The 16069-nt window shown below is 41.6% G+C and carries 15 protein-coding genes and 1 riboswitch; of the genes, 4 read left to right on the plus strand and 11 right to left on the minus strand.

Features of this window, described 5'->3' with window-relative positions; genetic code table 11:
• Positions 1–229 precede the first annotated feature (229 nt).
• From nhaC to C6344_RS13550, 3 genes are all read right to left on the minus strand, one after another.
• The gene (gene nhaC, locus C6344_RS13540) at positions 230–1636 is read right to left on the minus strand and encodes a Na+/H+ antiporter NhaC (protein WP_106042955.1); all 1407 of its coding nucleotides are present in this window, start codon (positions 1634–1636) and stop codon (positions 230–232) included.
• Positions 1637–1776: 140 nt separating this feature from the next.
• Positions 1777–3201, minus strand: coding sequence for an aspartate ammonia-lyase (gene aspA, locus C6344_RS13545; RefSeq protein WP_066031535.1), 1425 nt, complete (start codon positions 3199–3201; stop codon positions 1777–1779).
• Between the two features lie 28 nt (positions 3202–3229).
• Entirely contained in the window at positions 3230–4219 is a 990-nt protein-coding gene (locus tag C6344_RS13550) for an asparaginase (protein ID WP_003215391.1), read from the minus strand.
• A 207-nt stretch (positions 4220–4426) separates the two neighbouring features.
• On the opposite strand from C6344_RS13550, the gene C6344_RS13555 reads away from it, so the two are divergent.
• Positions 4427–4774: a helix-turn-helix domain-containing protein gene (locus tag C6344_RS13555; RefSeq protein ID WP_003214932.1), complete on the plus strand. Its 348-nt coding sequence runs from the start codon at positions 4427–4429 to the stop codon at positions 4772–4774.
• 61 nt (positions 4775–4835) lie between these two features.
• Here C6344_RS13555 and C6344_RS13560 read toward each other — a convergent pair whose 3' ends face one another.
• The 5 genes from C6344_RS13560 to C6344_RS13580 all read right to left on the minus strand — a co-directional run bounded on the left by C6344_RS13560 (position 4836) and on the right by C6344_RS13580 (position 8246).
• The gene (locus tag C6344_RS13560) at positions 4836–5303 is read right to left on the minus strand and encodes a helix-turn-helix domain-containing protein (RefSeq protein WP_034660471.1); all 468 of its coding nucleotides are present in this window, start codon (positions 5301–5303) and stop codon (positions 4836–4838) included.
• A 98-nt stretch (positions 5304–5401) separates the two neighbouring features.
• Entirely contained in the window at positions 5402–5929 is a 528-nt protein-coding gene (locus C6344_RS13565) for a YfjD family protein (RefSeq protein WP_034660472.1), read from the minus strand.
• Between the two features lie 21 nt (positions 5930–5950).
• Entirely contained in the window at positions 5951–6709 is a 759-nt protein-coding gene (locus C6344_RS13570; RefSeq protein ID WP_060597601.1) for a hypothetical protein, read from the minus strand.
• Positions 6710–6721: 12 nt separating this feature from the next.
• Positions 6722–7918: a DUF6861 domain-containing protein gene (locus C6344_RS13575; protein WP_034660741.1), complete on the minus strand. Its 1197-nt coding sequence runs from the start codon at positions 7916–7918 to the stop codon at positions 6722–6724.
• A 4-nt stretch (positions 7919–7922) separates the two neighbouring features.
• The gene (locus tag C6344_RS13580) at positions 7923–8246 is read right to left on the minus strand and encodes a WXG100 family type VII secretion target (protein WP_034660474.1); all 324 of its coding nucleotides are present in this window, start codon (positions 8244–8246) and stop codon (positions 7923–7925) included.
• A gap of 226 nt (positions 8247–8472) precedes the next feature.
• Here C6344_RS13580 and pepT point away from each other — a divergent pair, with 226 nt between their 5' ends.
• Complete coding sequence (gene pepT, locus C6344_RS13585) at positions 8473–9705, plus strand: peptidase T (protein ID WP_034660475.1); 1233 nt, start codon at positions 8473–8475, stop codon at positions 9703–9705.
• A gap of 287 nt (positions 9706–9992) precedes the next feature.
• Positions 9993–10172, plus strand: a complete 180-nt coding sequence (locus C6344_RS13590) for a hypothetical protein (RefSeq protein ID WP_003215411.1) — start codon at positions 9993–9995, stop codon at positions 10170–10172.
• 83 nt (positions 10173–10255) lie between these two features.
• On the opposite strand, the gene C6344_RS13595 is transcribed toward C6344_RS13590, so the two are convergent.
• Positions 10256–10933 (minus strand): DUF3298 and DUF4163 domain-containing protein, encoded by a 678-nt coding sequence (locus tag C6344_RS13595; RefSeq protein ID WP_106038911.1) that lies wholly within the window; start codon positions 10931–10933, stop codon positions 10256–10258.
• Between the two features lie 211 nt (positions 10934–11144).
• Positions 11145–11257: riboswitch (SAM riboswitch) on the plus strand.
• 87 nt (positions 11258–11344) lie between these two features.
• Between C6344_RS13595 and C6344_RS13600 the strand changes: the two genes are divergently transcribed.
• Positions 11345–12469 (plus strand): 5-methyltetrahydropteroyltriglutamate--homocysteine S-methyltransferase, encoded by a 1125-nt coding sequence (locus tag C6344_RS13600; RefSeq protein ID WP_060597603.1) that lies wholly within the window; start codon positions 11345–11347, stop codon positions 12467–12469.
• Between the two features lie 53 nt (positions 12470–12522).
• Here the strand turns inward: C6344_RS13600 and bglH are convergent, their stop codons facing one another.
• On the minus strand, positions 12523–13941 hold the full coding sequence (gene bglH, locus C6344_RS13605; RefSeq protein WP_060597604.1) for an aryl-phospho-beta-d-glucosidase: 1419 nt from the start codon (positions 13939–13941) through the stop codon (positions 12523–12525).
• Positions 13913–15820: a beta-glucoside-specific PTS transporter subunit IIABC gene (locus C6344_RS13610; RefSeq protein ID WP_060597605.1), complete on the minus strand. Its 1908-nt coding sequence runs from the start codon at positions 15818–15820 to the stop codon at positions 13913–13915. Before C6344_RS13610 ends, bglH begins: the two co-directional genes overlap by 29 nt.
• Positions 15821–16069 lie beyond the last annotated feature (249 nt).

The raw sequence follows: 16069 nt of genomic DNA on the forward strand, positions 1-16069 counted from the left end.
GAATAGCACTTTTTCCAATATTGTTATTATAAGGTTCAAAGACTCATGTTTGAATAGGGATTTGTACCCTTTTTATGGGATAAATATGCTTTCGTTCTGCTTCACATTACCCCTTTAGACCTCTTTTATAAAGGGTCTAAACTCCCGATCATCTTCTTTATATCATATGTAGTCTCTCGGTCCTAGGACAAGCAAAAGCCGCCTAATTGAGGCGGCTTTTGTAAACGGCTTATGAAGCCGATTCTTCTGAGTCTTGTTGATTTTTGACGTACCAAATGAATTTCCCTGTATATCCGTAGATAATGGCAAGAGCAATGGCAACAAAGCTCAACCACATAAATGGTAAATATGAGAATGTCGAGACGCCTAGAATTCCAGCCATGTAAATTCCGTTATCTGACCACGGAACCATACCAGACGTCATTGTTCCACCGACCTCAGCGTTTCTAGATAGAACGCGTCTGTCTATTTTCAATTTATCGTAGCTTTTTTCCATAATTTTCGGTGTAAGAATTAATGAAACGTACATTGCACAGCCAAAAATATTTGCGAAGAATGCAACAACAAGTGTAGATAAGGTTACATTTCCTGCATTATATAATTTCTTCTCGAAAGTAGCGACAATCACTTTTAAGACGCCGAGATATTCAAGTACGCCACCAAAACCAAGCCCGAGAATAATGACAACTAAAGATCCAAGCATATTCACAATACCGCCACGATTTAACAGCGTATTTAAGAAATCTACATCTGAATTAATAGAGAAGCCATTGTATGCTGAACCAATCGCATCTGCTGGATTCATTCCTTGGAAAGCCATCGCCCAAATAGATCCTAAAAGAGCACCAATGGCAATAACAGGCATTGAAGGTTTCTTAAATACGAGCAGTAATACAACCACTACTGCTGGGATGACCATCCAAATGTTGATGGTGAATGTATCATGAAGGGCATTTTTCAAAAATTCTACCTTATCTTGATCAATGTTGCGTCCGCCATACATAAAGCCTGTAACCGTAAACATAATGGCCGTAATGACAAAGGCTGGTACGGATAAAACCATCATCGCTCGAACATGCGCCAGCACGTCCACTTTTGAAAGAGAGGAAGCGAGCACTGTACTATCTGATAATGGGGATAATTTATCTCCAAAATAAGCACCAGATAAGACGGCACCTGCCACGATCGGAAGTGGGATACCTAGCCCTTCACCAATTGCGATCATCGCAATCCCTGCCGTTCCAACCGTCCCCCAAGAGGTTCCTGTTGCAATGGACATGAGTGCACAGATGACAAGTGTAGCTAATAAGAAGATATTAGGATGAATAAACTCTAGACCGTAGTAAATTAACGTAGGTACAACTCCACCTGCAATCCATGTACCAACAAGTGCACCTACTGCAATTAAAATTAAAATGGCTTCTAGACCATTCGATATCCCTTTTGTGATCGCATTTTGAAGATCCTTATATGAATGCCCCAATCGAATACCTAATGCGATAACTATAAACCATGAGATAAACAATGCTAGTTGGATATCTAATTTGAAATAAAGAGTAAAAGATAAAACAATTGCTAAAAATAAGCCAAGTACAGACACGACTTCTAACATAGACGGCAGACGTGGTGATTTCATTGTGTTTCCTCCCTTTGTGAGTGCGTTAAGCGTTTTCAAAATATTGTGAAAAAAGTGTGTCAATTCGAAAGAAAGTGAATTGCCTGTTTTTCTCTATTTCACAGGCAATTCGACATATTAATAAAATAAAATTTTTGATATTATTCCCGTTCTAGCAGTTCTTGTCCTGCAATACCAGGCTTTGTCATCTCGTATGGATTCAAAATAATATCAAGTTCTTCTTCTGTTAACACATCATTTTGCAAGCAAAGATCTCTAATAGATTCTCCACTTAAAATAGCTTCCCTTGCGATTCTAGCCGCGGCTTCATAGCCTAAGTGAGGGTTTACCGCAGTAATGACGCCTGCACTTTTTTCTACATATTCTTTCAAACGTTTTTCATTTGCTTCAATGTCCACTAAACAATGATCTGTGAATGAGCGGAATCCGTTATTCATTATACTAATAGATTGAAGCAAGTTAAAGACCAAAACAGGCTCCATCACATTTAACTCAAGCTGGCCTGCTTCAGAAGCAAGACAGATGGTATGGTCGTTCCCAATGACCTGGAATGCAATTTGGTTAATGAGCTCTGCCATAACTGGATTGACTTTCCCAGGCATAATGGATGATCCAGGCTGACGAGCGGGCAATGCAATTTCAGCAAGTCCTGCACGTGGACCAGATGCCATTAGGCGAAGGTCGTTGGCAATCTTAGACATGTTCATCATGCATACTTTTAATGCGGCGGACACTTCTGTGTAAGCATCTGTATTTTGCGTAGCATCAACGAGATGCTCTGCGCCTACAAGCGGAAGACCAGAAATATCTGCTAGCTTCTTCACCACGATTTCAATATAACGAGGATCTGCGTTTAGGCCTGTCCCAACAGCTGTTGCACCCATATTCACTTCATATAAATGCTGCTTTGATTGGTTGATCCGTTTAATGTCACGGCTGAGCACGCGGCTGTATGCCTCAAATTCCTGTCCTAAACGAATTGGAACAGCATCCTGCAGGTGTGTACGTCCCATTTTGATCACATGATCAAATTCTTTTGCTTTCTTTTTGAATACGTCCTGCATCGTTTGCATTGTTTCAAGCAGAATGTCTAACTGCTTCAATACAGCGATGTGGATCGCTGTTGGAAACGAGTCATTCGTCGATTGTGACATGTTTACATGTGTGTTTGGGCTTAAATGGATGTATTCACCCTTTTGATGTCCCATGATTTCTAGCGCTCTGTTTCCAATCACTTCATTGGCATTCATATTCATCGACGTTCCTGCGCCGCCTTGGATTGGGTCTACAATAAAGTACTCATGCAGCTTGCCTTCAATAACTTCATCAGAGGCTTGTACGATGGCATTTCCAATTCCTTCATATAAACGTCCAACTTCCATATTGGCTTGAGCTGCTGCTTTTTTCACGATGGCAAAGGCTCTGATCAGTTCCTCGTGCATGCGATATCCTGTAATCGGGAAATTTTCTTTTGCACGAAGGGTTTGAACCCCATAATACACGTCTGCCGGAATTTCTTTTTCACCCAGAAAATCCTTCTCATAGCGATAAGTTGCTTGAACCATCTGATATGACCTGCTTTCTATAGAATAGTTAAATCACTAAATCTTCTGCGATTGGCGTTTCCATAATCTTTTTCACTTCTCTTGGGTCTGTTGTTTTACCTAGTGCCCACATGAGTTTCGGCACGATAGCCTCTGTGTTCATGTTTCGTGAACGTGCCACCAGTTCTTGATTGATTTTGCGTCCTACTTCATACACGCTCATGTCTTCTCCTTCTTCAAGACACTGAGTTGTGATGACAACAGAAATGCCTTCTTCGAGCAATTCGTTGATTTTCTCTAAAAGGTTTCTTCCTTCGAAAGGAATACCGCCGCTGCCGTAGCTTTCGATCACGACTCCTTTGTAGACGCCTTTGATTGCATCTAAGAACTCAGGCTTTAGACCTGGGTGCAATTTCAAGAGACAAACGTCGGTGTTTAAAGATGCGTCTAATTTAAGCGGTTTCATTGACGATCTTTTTACTTTGCTATTGTATTCAATTTGATGGTTTTCAATCGATGCAATATATGGGTAGTTAATACTTTCAAATGCATCATAGCTTTTCGTTCTTAGTTTGATTGCGCGTGTTCCTTGAATGACTCTGCCATCAAAGACAACATACACGCCGCCTACGCCGTCACATGCAAAGCGAATCGCATCGGTGATGTTTTTCTTCGCATCTGTTTTCTTAAACGTAATCGGGATTTGTGAGCCTGTAATGACAATTGGCTTATCCGGATTTTGCAGCATATAAGAAAGAGCTGCTGATGTATAGGCCATCGTGTCTGTACCATGCGTGACAACAAAACCGTCATATTGATCATAATTTTCATAAATGGCTGTTGCAATATCCACCCAGTATTCAGGCTGCATATTTGTACTATCTATACTCATTAGGGACTTTGTGTCCATTGTATACTCTGCATTAATTTCGTTTAAATAGCTTAAAAGGTCCTCAGCTTTAACACCTGGAGCCAAACCGTTTTCACTCTCTACAGATGCAATCGTCCCACCAGTGGTTAAAAGCAATAATTTCTTCAACAGGTCCACCTCTTTCAATAAAATTACTTCGTTTGTCACACATATTATAAGCTAGCTTGTGCTATTCTATAATATACGCTTTACGCGTACCTTCATTGCCATTATAGTCACATAACGCGAATTAATCAAGAAATTATTACGCATAACGCGTACATTCCATGTCAAAATATGATATACTGTTGTTGTATATAAAGGAGCGTTCATGTAATGATACTCGATCGTTTAACCACCCTTAGAAAAAAGAAAAAATGGTCTCTCCAGCATACGGCAGATCGCCTAGGTATCGCCAAAAGCACCTATGCCGGTTACGAATCTGGGTACCGACGACCTTCGCTTGAAGCAGTGAAGCGGCTGGCTGATTTGTATGATACGTCCATTGATTTTTTACTTGGTAGAACGGACGAGCCAGAGATACAACGCAAAATCTCTGATATCAAAATTGAACTGACGGAAGCAAAAGAAGGAACCATCCTTGTCGACGGCGTTCCCCTAAATGATGAAGAAATCAAACAGCTTGTTGCCTTTATTCGGGCGAAAAACACTCTAAAAGTATAAACACAGAAAAGAGAGGCCCCTATCAATCGGGTGCCTCTCTTTCCTTTTTCCTATCAGCTGCTTATGAATAAGGAGAAGACAGCTGACTTAATTCCTCTAACCGCCGCTTCGCTTCATCTTTATTAAACGAACTATAATAGCGATAATTCTCATCATCTAAGATGCGGTAATGCTGACTAAGCACATTTTGCTGAAGACGAAATGTGCCTTTTTTGATAGACGTCCGCCACCAAACCTTTCCGCCAATCGTACGTTCCACCGATAGATGCAATTCATCATGTGCCACGACTTCCAGAATCTCAAGCGGATCATCCCCAAGTGTCCCTTTTAAAATGTCACTATCCCTGAATAATGCACATACGGCCGCAGTTTGCGTCCAGTTGAGGCGCAGCCTATTTTTTTCAACCTGCTGCAAATGCCGTTTCGATAGACCAAGTACCTCAGCCATGCGGTCCTGCGTATAATTCTTTTCTTTTCGAATCCGTGCCATTTGTTCTGTGACGAGGTCGATTACCATCTCTTTATCCATCTCTCATCACCTCTCCGAGTGTTCAGTCTTTACTGACATCATACACGATTTCTTCGAAAAAGTGGCACCTCATCCTTCGGAATCATGGAAAATACATCCTAGTCGATCTGCTCTTCGACCTGACCATGCTGCTGTCTCCAGTTCTCTTGGGCTGACTGATTTAAATATGGGTAGATCTCTTGTTTGACGGCTTGCTCGAATACTTCTTCATCTAAAATACTGTACGCTGGAATCTTGATCAATTTCCCATCAATTTTCCGAATGAGCACATCCATAAAGAGAAATCCCCGTACACTGTACCGATGCCTGCGCATATCGATGGATTGAATGTCTTGAAAAGGGATCGCTTGCCCGCGATGTAAAACCGCGCCATTCTTCCCGCGCTGAATGCGAAAAATCACATTTCCTCTCTTCGTAAAAGCCGGTAAAATCATCAAGAAAGAGATCCAGCCATAAACAATGCCTAGTAGTCCGCCTAAAAATAAAAACAATGTATAATTCGATTCAAATGTAAGAGCTTCTGAAAACAACCAAATACCGATGATACCGAAGCCGCCTGTTGCTAAAAATGCCCATACCCTTAAAAAGGTCCTGCTCCTCACTTCTATTACTTCACTTGGATTCAAGCGTCATTCTCCTTTTCTCCATTAGAATATAGAACGTAATCCGTCTCTATGAGCCGTCTCAATGCGAAATTCATTTTCTTTTATTCCCGACACAAGCCACGACTGTTCCTCACCTGGAATGACAAATAACATGGACTCCACATCAGGCGTATTGTTTTTGTCGTAGACGACCTTCATCAGGGAGTCCATCTTTCCTTTTCTCGCCTTTACATCAGAAACAAATGCCTGCACGAGTTCTTCGTTCTCTGCTCGATGAAGGAAGGAGGGCCACTCATTCTTCGCCTCACTTGCTTGCTCTAATAGCTTTTCAAATTCCTCTGCTTGCAGGGTGACGACAGGTGCAGGGTGTTCACTCATCTGTATGTTGAAAAAGTCAGTCACTTGCTCCTCTGCCAGCTGGTCGTCTTTCAGTTTTTGAATCTGATGGACTTGTTGATCATACAGCGTATGGTGCGCATATACGCCCATTTGTGTCGTGTGAAAGGAGGTACTGACTTCTTCATCTTTATCCCCAAATCGAGACGCCTTGACGGTGTGAGATGCATCATTCATCGCCTGAATGAAATGACGGTATTCCGCTTTATAACGATATTGTCTGTTTTGAAATTCAAGTACACCTTTTGCGAGCAAAGAGCGGCACGCAATTTCAAATAAAAACCCTAGGCGCTCGTCCTCTACATCAGGATAATACGCTTCCTTTAAGGACATGCCCTGTTCAAAATAGCCTTCACTGTAAAAACTAAAGATGAGTTCCTCAATACTTAGACTTAGCTGATCCAACTTGATCTCTCCTTATCCAAAAGAAAATGCACCCTTAAAGAAATCGCCTGCACCTTTAATGAGCGAATCTGCGGTTTCTTTTGTTTTTTCTATCCCTTTATGTATCACCTGATTTGCCTGATCAATGGTGTCATTGACTGCTTTCACACCTTGACCCGCCAGCTCGAATGCTTGTTTCCCTTTATCCACGACCGCATGAATTGGGTCCTTTAATTTCACTGCAACCTGCTCAGCAAAGCCTGATGTCAGCTTGGCGACTTTTTCTCCTATAAATCCACCGACTGCGGAACCAATGGCTCCTCCAACGACGGTTCCAATCGGTCCTGCAAAACTTCCAAGAGCTCCTCCGACAACGGCACCTGCGACAGACCCGCCAGCGATAAAGACCGTATTGTTCACTGCATTTCCAACAGCCTTCGCATTTTCACGCTTAAGGACTTCTGGCTGATCACCGAATTCTGCATAGTTCTCGGCAATTTTCAATCCACAGCCGACCGTTTCCGTTGCACCAGTGACAACCGTTGCAATGATGGCATTTCCTTTGGCGAATCTTGATCCATTTTTCAAAACAGACTTGATCGCAGCCGTGTCCTTCCAATTGATACTTCCTTTTGTAAAGTCACGGACACTATTCGTGAATGCAACTGTATCGTCAGGATAAAATTTTGTGAATTTCTTATGGACCAAATCAGCCATCGACCAGTTTGATCGTTTTAATAATTCTTTTTTACTCAGCCAAATCCTTGCTAACCGGTCAAATCTCGTTCCTTCTACCCGGCTGGTCAGATCAAGCAGCAGCTTTGAATGCTGCGCTGCATACCGGCCATTGTCTTTAATGAAGGTCGTCATCCCAAGCCCGTAGTATTTCGCCTGCATCATCACAATACCAGCTAAGCTCGTGAGTGTACCATATTGATCATAGATGCTGTACATTTTCCGTAAAATATCGTCTGCTTCGACCATTTTATCTTTTGCATGACGAATCGCAATATCATCACTGCTCAATTTACTGATCAATGCTTGTCCTGCTCCCCATGCATCCCCGACACCTGAAAAACAGCTTCTATACCGAGGATCACAGCCTAAAATGAGACCATCCAGTTCACTATGTAAATCGCGGTGCTTCGTTTCAATGACAGACAATTCGCCTACAACATCATTCGCCAGTCCTGTCAGCTGATCTGGATCAACCACAATGTCACGTGCCATCACATCATCTCCCTTCTCGATTTCTTTCTCTCCGTTCTTCTCTTCTCTTTCGCTCAAGCTCTTCCATTCTGGCAATTTCAGCTTTCCGTTCCTCGATTTTGACCGCTGCGTCGCGCAGTTCCTGACTTGTTTCAAGCAAGTCCTTTTCAAATTGATCATAGCGTGACGTTGTTTCCTCAAAGCTTTGATCAAATTTATTCCTTGCTTCTCCCTGCCAGCCTGATCCTACTGCCTTCAGCCGATTCTCCAGCAGCTGCTTTGACTGCCGAATCTCATCAGCTGCTTCCTGAAACTTTTGAGCGAGTGCCAGCGTTTGACTAGAATCCAACTTTCGCACCCCTTTCTCCCAATTTAACGTACAAATGGATGATTTTATATGTCCTCATTATAAATAAAAAGACACCCAAAAAAATCACCCTAAAGAACCATTCAACACACCACCTAATGAAAGTAGGTCTTTTTACTCTCTAATTGCCAGAGAAAACCTTTCTTGTTATGAAGCGCATTCAAGACGTGATAAAATGGACGTATTCTACAAAAGGAGTGACGTATAGATGAAAAAGGAAATGATTCAGCGTTTCACAAATTATGTGAAGGTAGATACGCAGTCAGATGCAGAAAAGGAAAGCTGCCCATCTACTGAAGGACAGTTGAACCTAGCGAGACAGCTAGTTGAAGAGATGAAGTCCATCGGGATTCAAGAAGTGACAATGGATGAAAACGGCTATGTCATGGGAACGATCCCGTCTAACACTGACAAAGACGTGCCGACCATTGGCTTCCTAGCTCATATCGACACAGCCACTGACTTCACCGGCAAGAATGTGAAACCGCAGCTTCATGAAAACTATCAAGGCGGCGACATCACCTTAAATGAAAATCTACATATCGTTTTATCTCCAGCACAGTTTCCAAATTTACAAAAATATCAAGGACATACGCTGATCACAACAGATGGCACGACCCTGCTTGGTGCAGATAACAAAGCAGGTATCGCAGAAATTATGACCGCTATGCATTACTTGATTGAGCATCCAGAAATCAAGCATGGAAAAATTCGCGTCGCCTTTACACCAGATGAAGAAATTGGCAGAGGGCCGCACAAATTTGATGTTGATGCCTTTGGCGCTTCCTATGCTTATACAATTGACGGAGGACCGCTCGGGGAGCTGCAATATGAAAGCTTCAACGCAGCAGGTGCGAAAGTATCAATTAAAGGAAACAACGTCCACCCAGGGACAGCAAAAGACAAAATGGTCAGCGCTGCGAAGATTGGGATGCTCTTCCACAACAAGCTTCCTTCTGATGAATCTCCGGAATATACAGAAGGCTACGAAGGATTTTTCCATCTCACGAAGTTTGTAGGAGAAGTCGAAGAAGCAGAGCTGCAATATATTATTCGTGATTTTGATAAAGACAAATTTAACGATCGCAAAGCACTATTTGAAAAAATAGCAAATGACTTAAAAGCCATCTACGGAGAAAACAGCATAAATCTCAGCATTCAAGATCAATATTATAATATGAGAGAAAAAATTGAGCCGGTGAAACATATTGTGGATATTGCCCATGAAGCAATGGAAAACCGTTCAGTGACACCTGTGATCGAACCGATCCGCGGCGGTACAGATGGCTCCCAGCTTTCATATAAAGGTCTTCCAACGCCAAACATCTTTACTGGCGGGGAAAACTTCCACGGTAAATATGAATTTATTTCTGTCGAGAACATGGTGAAAGCAACAGAAGTCATCGTTGAAATCGCACGTTTATTTGAAGAAAAAGCATAGATATGTTTACAACCGTTCCTGTTCGGGAACGGTTTTTTAATAAAAGTTTACAATTTTCTGAAACTTTTATGACACTTTTTCGTACTAATAGAGACAACACCAGAAAAATTCTTCTTGACGAGTGCAATAACTGGAAATATAATAGTTAAAAACAACCAGTATTTTAGACCTAAATTAGCAGATCGACTAAACCTTAAGAACTAAACCGATTCTGCTGCTTATTTTCAGTTATAAACATCACTCACCCTGTCTACACTAAAGAATAGGATGAATTGGAGGAATGTCATATGATGATTTTATTGATTATCGCTTCACTTTGCTGCTACTTACTATTCTCTTTCAAAAAAGATAACCGCACACCAAAACGAAAAAGCGCAGAGCTTTCGGAGTTTGAAATCTTTCGTATGCGCCGCCACTACAACGGAAAACGCCGTCATCCACTAAATGATGCACCTAAACAAGTATAAATCTAAAGAGAGAGCCTCATGAGGGGCTCTTTTTGTTTGAGTAAATAACAAAAAACGACCAGATTCATTGGCCGTTTTTCTTTTTATTTATATACCTTCGCAGGAACTTGAATCATAGGAATTCCTACATAATAAGGTGAAATTTCATATGGCTGGAAGACAACAGCAATTCCCTTTTTCGTGAAGTAATACTGCGTGTTGTAGTTGATTTCAATGTCACTTTTTTTCAGGTTCGCATAGAATTTGCTTTTATGTTTCTTTGTGTAGTTATAAATATAATCTCTTACTTTCGTACGTTTTTTCTTTGTTTTCACAACGTCTGTCAAGAACAGCTGCTTTGTCTTTTTCTTTGTTAACACATAGTTCATGCTGGAAACCATCGTATCCCCATGCATTCCACCATCATTCATGTAGTCATAGTTTAAGATACTGAGCTTCTTCCCATTGTTAAATTTCGTTTTAAACGATCTTTCGTACGTGATCTTCCCAAAGCCTTCCTTTTTCGCTTCGTCCTTTAAGAACAAGTACGTAGAATAAGAGAATGCGATATCTTCTTTTAAATCACGATTGATGGTTTTCATATGCGCCTTGCTTAGGTTTTTCACCTGTGCATATTTGAATGTTTTTTTCTTTTTATAATAGTGCGTACTTACTTTTGCTTTTTTTGCTTGTTTGGCATCCGCAGATCCAACTGGCGCAAACAACGAAACAATCAGCGAAAAAATGAGCAGGCTGATCATTAGGCCTTTTTTCATTGTCATAGTAAAAACCCCCATTTTTGTCTATTACCAATTGAGTATACCATGACAAAAGAACCAAAAGAAGCGCTATTTCCATATTATTCTTCCTTTTTCCACATCGGGTTTGTTTACCATTATTTGTTTATGTAGAAAATTAAACAGTAAAAACCATTGACTTTCTCTCGAAAAAGTTGAATAATTATGTTTATTAAGAAAATTGAATCAAAAGGTAACCTTATTAAGAGTGGTGGAGGGACTGGCCCTGTGAAACCCGGCAACCGCTGTTCTTCGGAACAGAATGGTGCTAATTCCTTAAACAAGCAGATGCTTGTTTGAAGATAAGGCAGAGTTCTCTCAGTATATGATGCTCTTCCTTATCCAAGGAAGAGCTTTTTTATTTGATTTTTAACCTGTAGAAAGAAGGGATTCAGCATGACACAAGTACAAACCATTGGAAAGAAAACAACGAAACCGCCATTTCGCGCAGATCAAGTAGGCAGCTTACTTCGTTCAGAACGTATCAAGGAAGCACGCAAGCAAAAGGCAGACGGTACGCTGACAGCAGAGCAGCTCCGACAAATTGAAAATGAAGAAATTACACGCATTGTGGAGAAACAAAAAGAAATTGGATTAGAGGTTGTCACAGATGGAGAATTCAGACGTGCATGGTGGCATTTTGACTTTCTTGAGGGATTAGATGGGGTCGAAGGATTTGAAGCGGATCAAGGTATTCAATTCCACAATACGACAACAAAAGCGCGTGGCATCAAGGTAACGGACAAGATTGACTTTACAGATCATCCAATGCTAGAGGATTACCGTTTCCTTCAAAGCATCGCTGGTGATCATACGGCTAAAATGACGATTCCAAGTCCGAATATGCTCTTTTTCCGTGGAAAACTTGAAGAAGGAGTATACGACAGCCTAGAGGCATTCCACCATGATGTGGCACAGGCGTATAAGAAAGCCATCCGTGCTTTTTATGATGCAGGCTGCCGCTACTTACAGCTCGATGATACTGCATGGGCGGTGTTCTTTTCTGAAAAAGGTCATGAACAAATCGAAGCCTTTGGCCGAGAAGAAGATGAACTGCGTGAGTCATTTGCGAAAACAATCAATGAAGCGGTTGCCGATCGTCCAGAGGATTTGGTGATCACTATGCACATTTGTCGTGGTAACTTTAAATCGACGTGGGCAGCTGAAGGCGGTTATGAAGCAGCGGCAGAAACGATTTTTGCCGGCTTAGATCTGGATGGTCTCTTTTTAGAATTCGACGACGATCGTTCTGGCGGTTTTGAACCCCTTCGCTATGTGAAAAACCCAAACCTCCAAATCGTATTAGGGCTTGTCACTTCAAAATATGGTGAGCTTGAGCCGGCTGAACAGATTAAAAAACGGATCGAAGAAGCGGCTCAATATGTCGACATTAACCAGATTTGCTTGAGTCCGCAATGCGGGTTCGCCTCAACGGAGGAAGGCAATCTGTTAACAGAAGAGCAGCAATGGGAAAAGCTGCGTCATGTGATTGAGATTGCAGATCAAGTGTGGACTTCATAGTCCCCTTGACGAAAAAAAGACAAACCGCAGTATGAACGGTTTGTCTTTTTCTTTTATGCATCTAAATGATCACCATTTGTCGCAATCACTTGTTTATACCAATCGAAGCTTTTCTTTTTCTTTCTATCTAATGTACCTTTTCCTTCGTTATCACGGTCAACATATATGAAGCCGTAGCGCTTTTTCATTTCAGCTGTTGATGCGCTGACAAGGTCAATTGGGCCCCAGCTTGTATAACCCATCAAGTCTACTCCATCTGCAATGGCTTCTCTCGCCTCTAGCAAATGACTTCTGAGGTAATCAATTCGGTAATCGTCTTGAATGGATCCGTCTTCTTCTACTTGATCGACAGCTCCCAATCCATTTTCTACAATAAACAATGGTTTTTGGTAGCGGTCATACAGCTGGTTTAGTGTTGTACGAAGTCCTTTTGGATCAATTTGCCAGCCCCAATCACTTGCTTCTAGATAAGGGTTTTTCACGCCTTCAAATAGGTTACCACCAGTAACTTGTCCAAGAACCTCTGGATCTGTACTTGTCACAAAACTCATATAATAGCTGAAGCCAATATAGTCCACTGTATGGTTTCTTAGGATGTCTTCATCACCATCTTGGAACTCAATATGAATTCCATTTTCGCGGAAGTATCGTTTCATGTAACCTGGGTAGTAGCCTCTTGCCTGTACATCTGAGAAGAACAATGTTTTACGATCCTGATCCATTGCAGCAAACATATCTTCTGGTCTTGAGCTGTACGGATAAGTCGTCATCGCTGCAATCATACAGCCGATTTTCGCATCAGGAATGATTTCGTGTCCTGCTTTGACAGCTAAAGCACTTGCAACAAATTGGTGATGCGCTGCTTGATATTGAATGCTTTTCTCGTCATCACCCTCTTCAAATACAAGTCCGCCGCCAGTGAAAGGCGCATGTAACACGACGTTGATTTCATTAAAGGTCATCCAATATTTCACTTTGTCTTTATAGCGAGTAAACAACGTTTTCGCGTATGTTTCATAAAGATCGACAAGCTTACGGTTTCTCCAACCGCCGTAGTTTTTCACAAGTGCAAGCGGCATTTCATAATGAGAAATCGTGACAACTGGTTCAATTCCATGTTTATGCAGTTCATCAAATACTCTGTCATAAAAAGCAAGGCCTGCTTCATTTGGTTCAGCATCGTCGCCATTTGGGAAAATACGCGGCCAAGAAATGGATAGTCTGAAGCATTTGAATCCCATTTCTGCAAAGAGTGCAATATCTTCTTTATAGCGATGGTAGAAGTCAATCGCATCATGATATAAGTTCAAATCTTTCATTGATTCATCGAATGGATGCATAATACCGTGCGGTGATACATCAGCTGTCGATAAGCCTTTTCCATCTTTATTATAAGCACCTTCAATTTGGTTGCCCGCAACAGCGCCGCCCCATAAGAAACCTTTAGGAAATGTTTTTTCTAACTTGTTCATGTTGAATGCCCTCCTCGTTTTCTTCTACACTGACTGTGAGCAGTGTCTCTTGTACTGAAATCGTGCCTTCTGTTTTCGCATCAACTTGTGCAAAATCGTTTGTGTTGGTCACAATAATTGGTGTGGTGACATCATAGCCTTCTTGCTGAATGCCCTCGATATCAAATTCAACGAGCACATCTCCTGCTTGAACAAGATCACCTGACTCTACATGACTTGTGAAATGTTTTCCGCCGAGCTTCACCGTATCAATTCCGACATGGATGAGAAGCTCTGTGCCTTGGTCACTCTTTAAGCCAATGGCATGTTTCGTTTGAAAAATGGTTTCAACCTTACCGTTGAACGGTGCTACAACACGTCCAACTGTTGGGACAATGGCTGCACCTTTACCCATGATTTCATTAGAGAATGTTGCATCATTGACTTGATTTAGCGGCTTTAGTTGACCTTCAAGCGGGCTTTGTACCACTTCATTTTGAAGCGTTGCTGTATCTTTCTTCTCTTCTGGTTTGTCTGCCTTTGTATCATCTTTCACTGGTACATCTTTGAACCCTAGAACAAGTGTCATGATGGTTGCTACGACAAAGCCAATCACTAAACCGATGATTGAGTAGACAAATGTTGGGCCAACGAATGTTGGGATACCTGGAATACCTGCTGATCCCGACACCACATATGATTTTACTTTAAAGATCGACATGAACACGCCGCCTGCTGCTGCACCAATGAGGGCTGCAAAGAACGGTTTTTTCAATCGCATGTTCACACCATACATAGCAGGTTCAGTAATACCCATTAATGCTGTGATACTTGTAGACATCGCCAATGATTTGAAAGTTTTGTTTTTTGATCTCAAGAAGACACCGAATGCTGCGCCTGCTTGGGCCATATTCGCTACAAACATCATTGGGAGAATGTAGTCAAAACCGTTTAACGTAATGTTGTTGATCATGATTGGAAGTAGTGCATAGTGCATACCCGTAATGATCAATGGTGACATGAAGCCGCCGATCAAGAGTCCGGCCAAAATACCTGCATGTTTAAACAATAAATCAATTCCACCTGAAAGACCATTTCCGATAATCCCACCAAGCGGTCCAACAGCGATGAGCATAATTGGTACAACGACAAGAAGTGTGACCGTTGGAACAAGGATGATCTTTAATGATTTCGGACTATATTTTTCTGCAAATCTTTCAACATATGAACCGAGCCAGATGGTGAGTAGAATTGGAATCACCGATGAAGAGTACACAACAGAAACCACTGGCAAGCCTAGAAATTCTGTATTTCCCGCGCCCAGTAAAGCAGTTAACTGCGGGTGCAGTGCTGCTGCTGCAATGGCAGCGGCAATATACTGATTTGTGCCAAGTTTTTTGGCTACGCTTACAGCTAGTAGAATCGGTAAGAAGTAAAAGGCTCCGTCTCCGATGGCTGTTAAAATTGCATACGTACTGCTTTTATCTGATATCCACTGGAACGTAAGCATGAGTGCCAATATTCCTTTGATCATACCGGCTCCAGCGATGGCTGGAAGAATCGGCGTGAAGACACCAGAGATAAAATCGAAAAGTTTTGATATCACATTTTGTTTTGATGCTTCTTCTGTACCGCCTGACTTTACATCTGTTGACAGTCCTGAGTCAGCAATCATCGCTTGATAGACATTTGAAACATCATTGCCGATAATGACATGATATTGGCCTCCGCTTTGATTCACACCCATGACGCCGTCTGTTGATTGCAGCTTCTCTTTATCCGCTTTGCCTTCATCGTATAAGTTGAAGCGAAGTCTTGTCATACAATGCGTGACGTGCTTGACGTTCTTTTCACCGCCGACAAGCTCTAGAACTTCTTTTGCTGTTTGTTTGTGGTTCATTGTATTACCCTCCAATCGTTGATTAAATCATGATATAGAAAAAACCTAAACATCCATTAATGTCCGAGAAATAGCAATTCAGACATTAATCGATATTTAGGTTTTGCCTGCTTAACCAGTAACAATCCTTCATAGCGATTGATCGTTATTTAATTTTTATAAGTCTTTAGATATAAAAAAACCTAAATCACGCCTTATCAAAGATAGGGACAATGATTTAGGTTTTGCCTGCTTGACCAGTAACAATCC

It is taken from the genome of Bacillus sp. GBSW19 (genome assembly GCF_002998655.1).
Lineage (GTDB): Bacteria > Bacillota > Bacilli > Bacillales > Bacillaceae > Bacillus.

What these genes read in the sequence shown, in the direction of transcription:
- C6344_RS13555 (WP_003214932.1), top strand. Translation starts at nt 4,427, where the DNA reads ATGATACTCGATCGTTTAACCACCCTTAGAAAAAAGAAAAAATGGTCT.
- nhaC (WP_106042955.1), bottom strand. Translation starts at nt 1,636, where the DNA reads ATGAAATCACCACGTCTGCCGTCTATGTTAGAAGTCGTGTCTGTACTT.
- bglH (WP_060597604.1), bottom strand. Translation starts at nt 13,941, where the DNA reads ATGAACAAGTTAGAAAAAACATTTCCTAAAGGTTTCTTATGGGGCGGC.
- C6344_RS13610 (WP_060597605.1), bottom strand. Translation starts at nt 15,820, where the DNA reads ATGAACCACAAACAAACAGCAAAAGAAGTTCTAGAGCTTGTCGGCGGT.
- C6344_RS13575 (WP_034660741.1), bottom strand. Translation starts at nt 7,918, where the DNA reads ATGGCACGTGACATTGTGGTTGATCCAGATCAGCTGACAGGACTGGCG.
- pepT (WP_034660475.1), top strand. Translation starts at nt 8,473, where the DNA reads ATGAAAAAGGAAATGATTCAGCGTTTCACAAATTATGTGAAGGTAGAT.
- C6344_RS13595 (WP_106038911.1), bottom strand. Translation starts at nt 10,933, where the DNA reads ATGACAATGAAAAAAGGCCTAATGATCAGCCTGCTCATTTTTTCGCTG.
- C6344_RS13590 (WP_003215411.1), top strand. Translation starts at nt 9,993, where the DNA reads ATGATGATTTTATTGATTATCGCTTCACTTTGCTGCTACTTACTATTC.
- C6344_RS13600 (WP_060597603.1), top strand. Translation starts at nt 11,345, where the DNA reads ATGACACAAGTACAAACCATTGGAAAGAAAACAACGAAACCGCCATTT.
- C6344_RS13560 (WP_034660471.1), bottom strand. Translation starts at nt 5,303, where the DNA reads ATGGATAAAGAGATGGTAATCGACCTCGTCACAGAACAAATGGCACGG.
- aspA (WP_066031535.1), bottom strand. Translation starts at nt 3,201, where the DNA reads ATGGTTCAAGCAACTTATCGCTATGAGAAGGATTTTCTGGGTGAAAAA.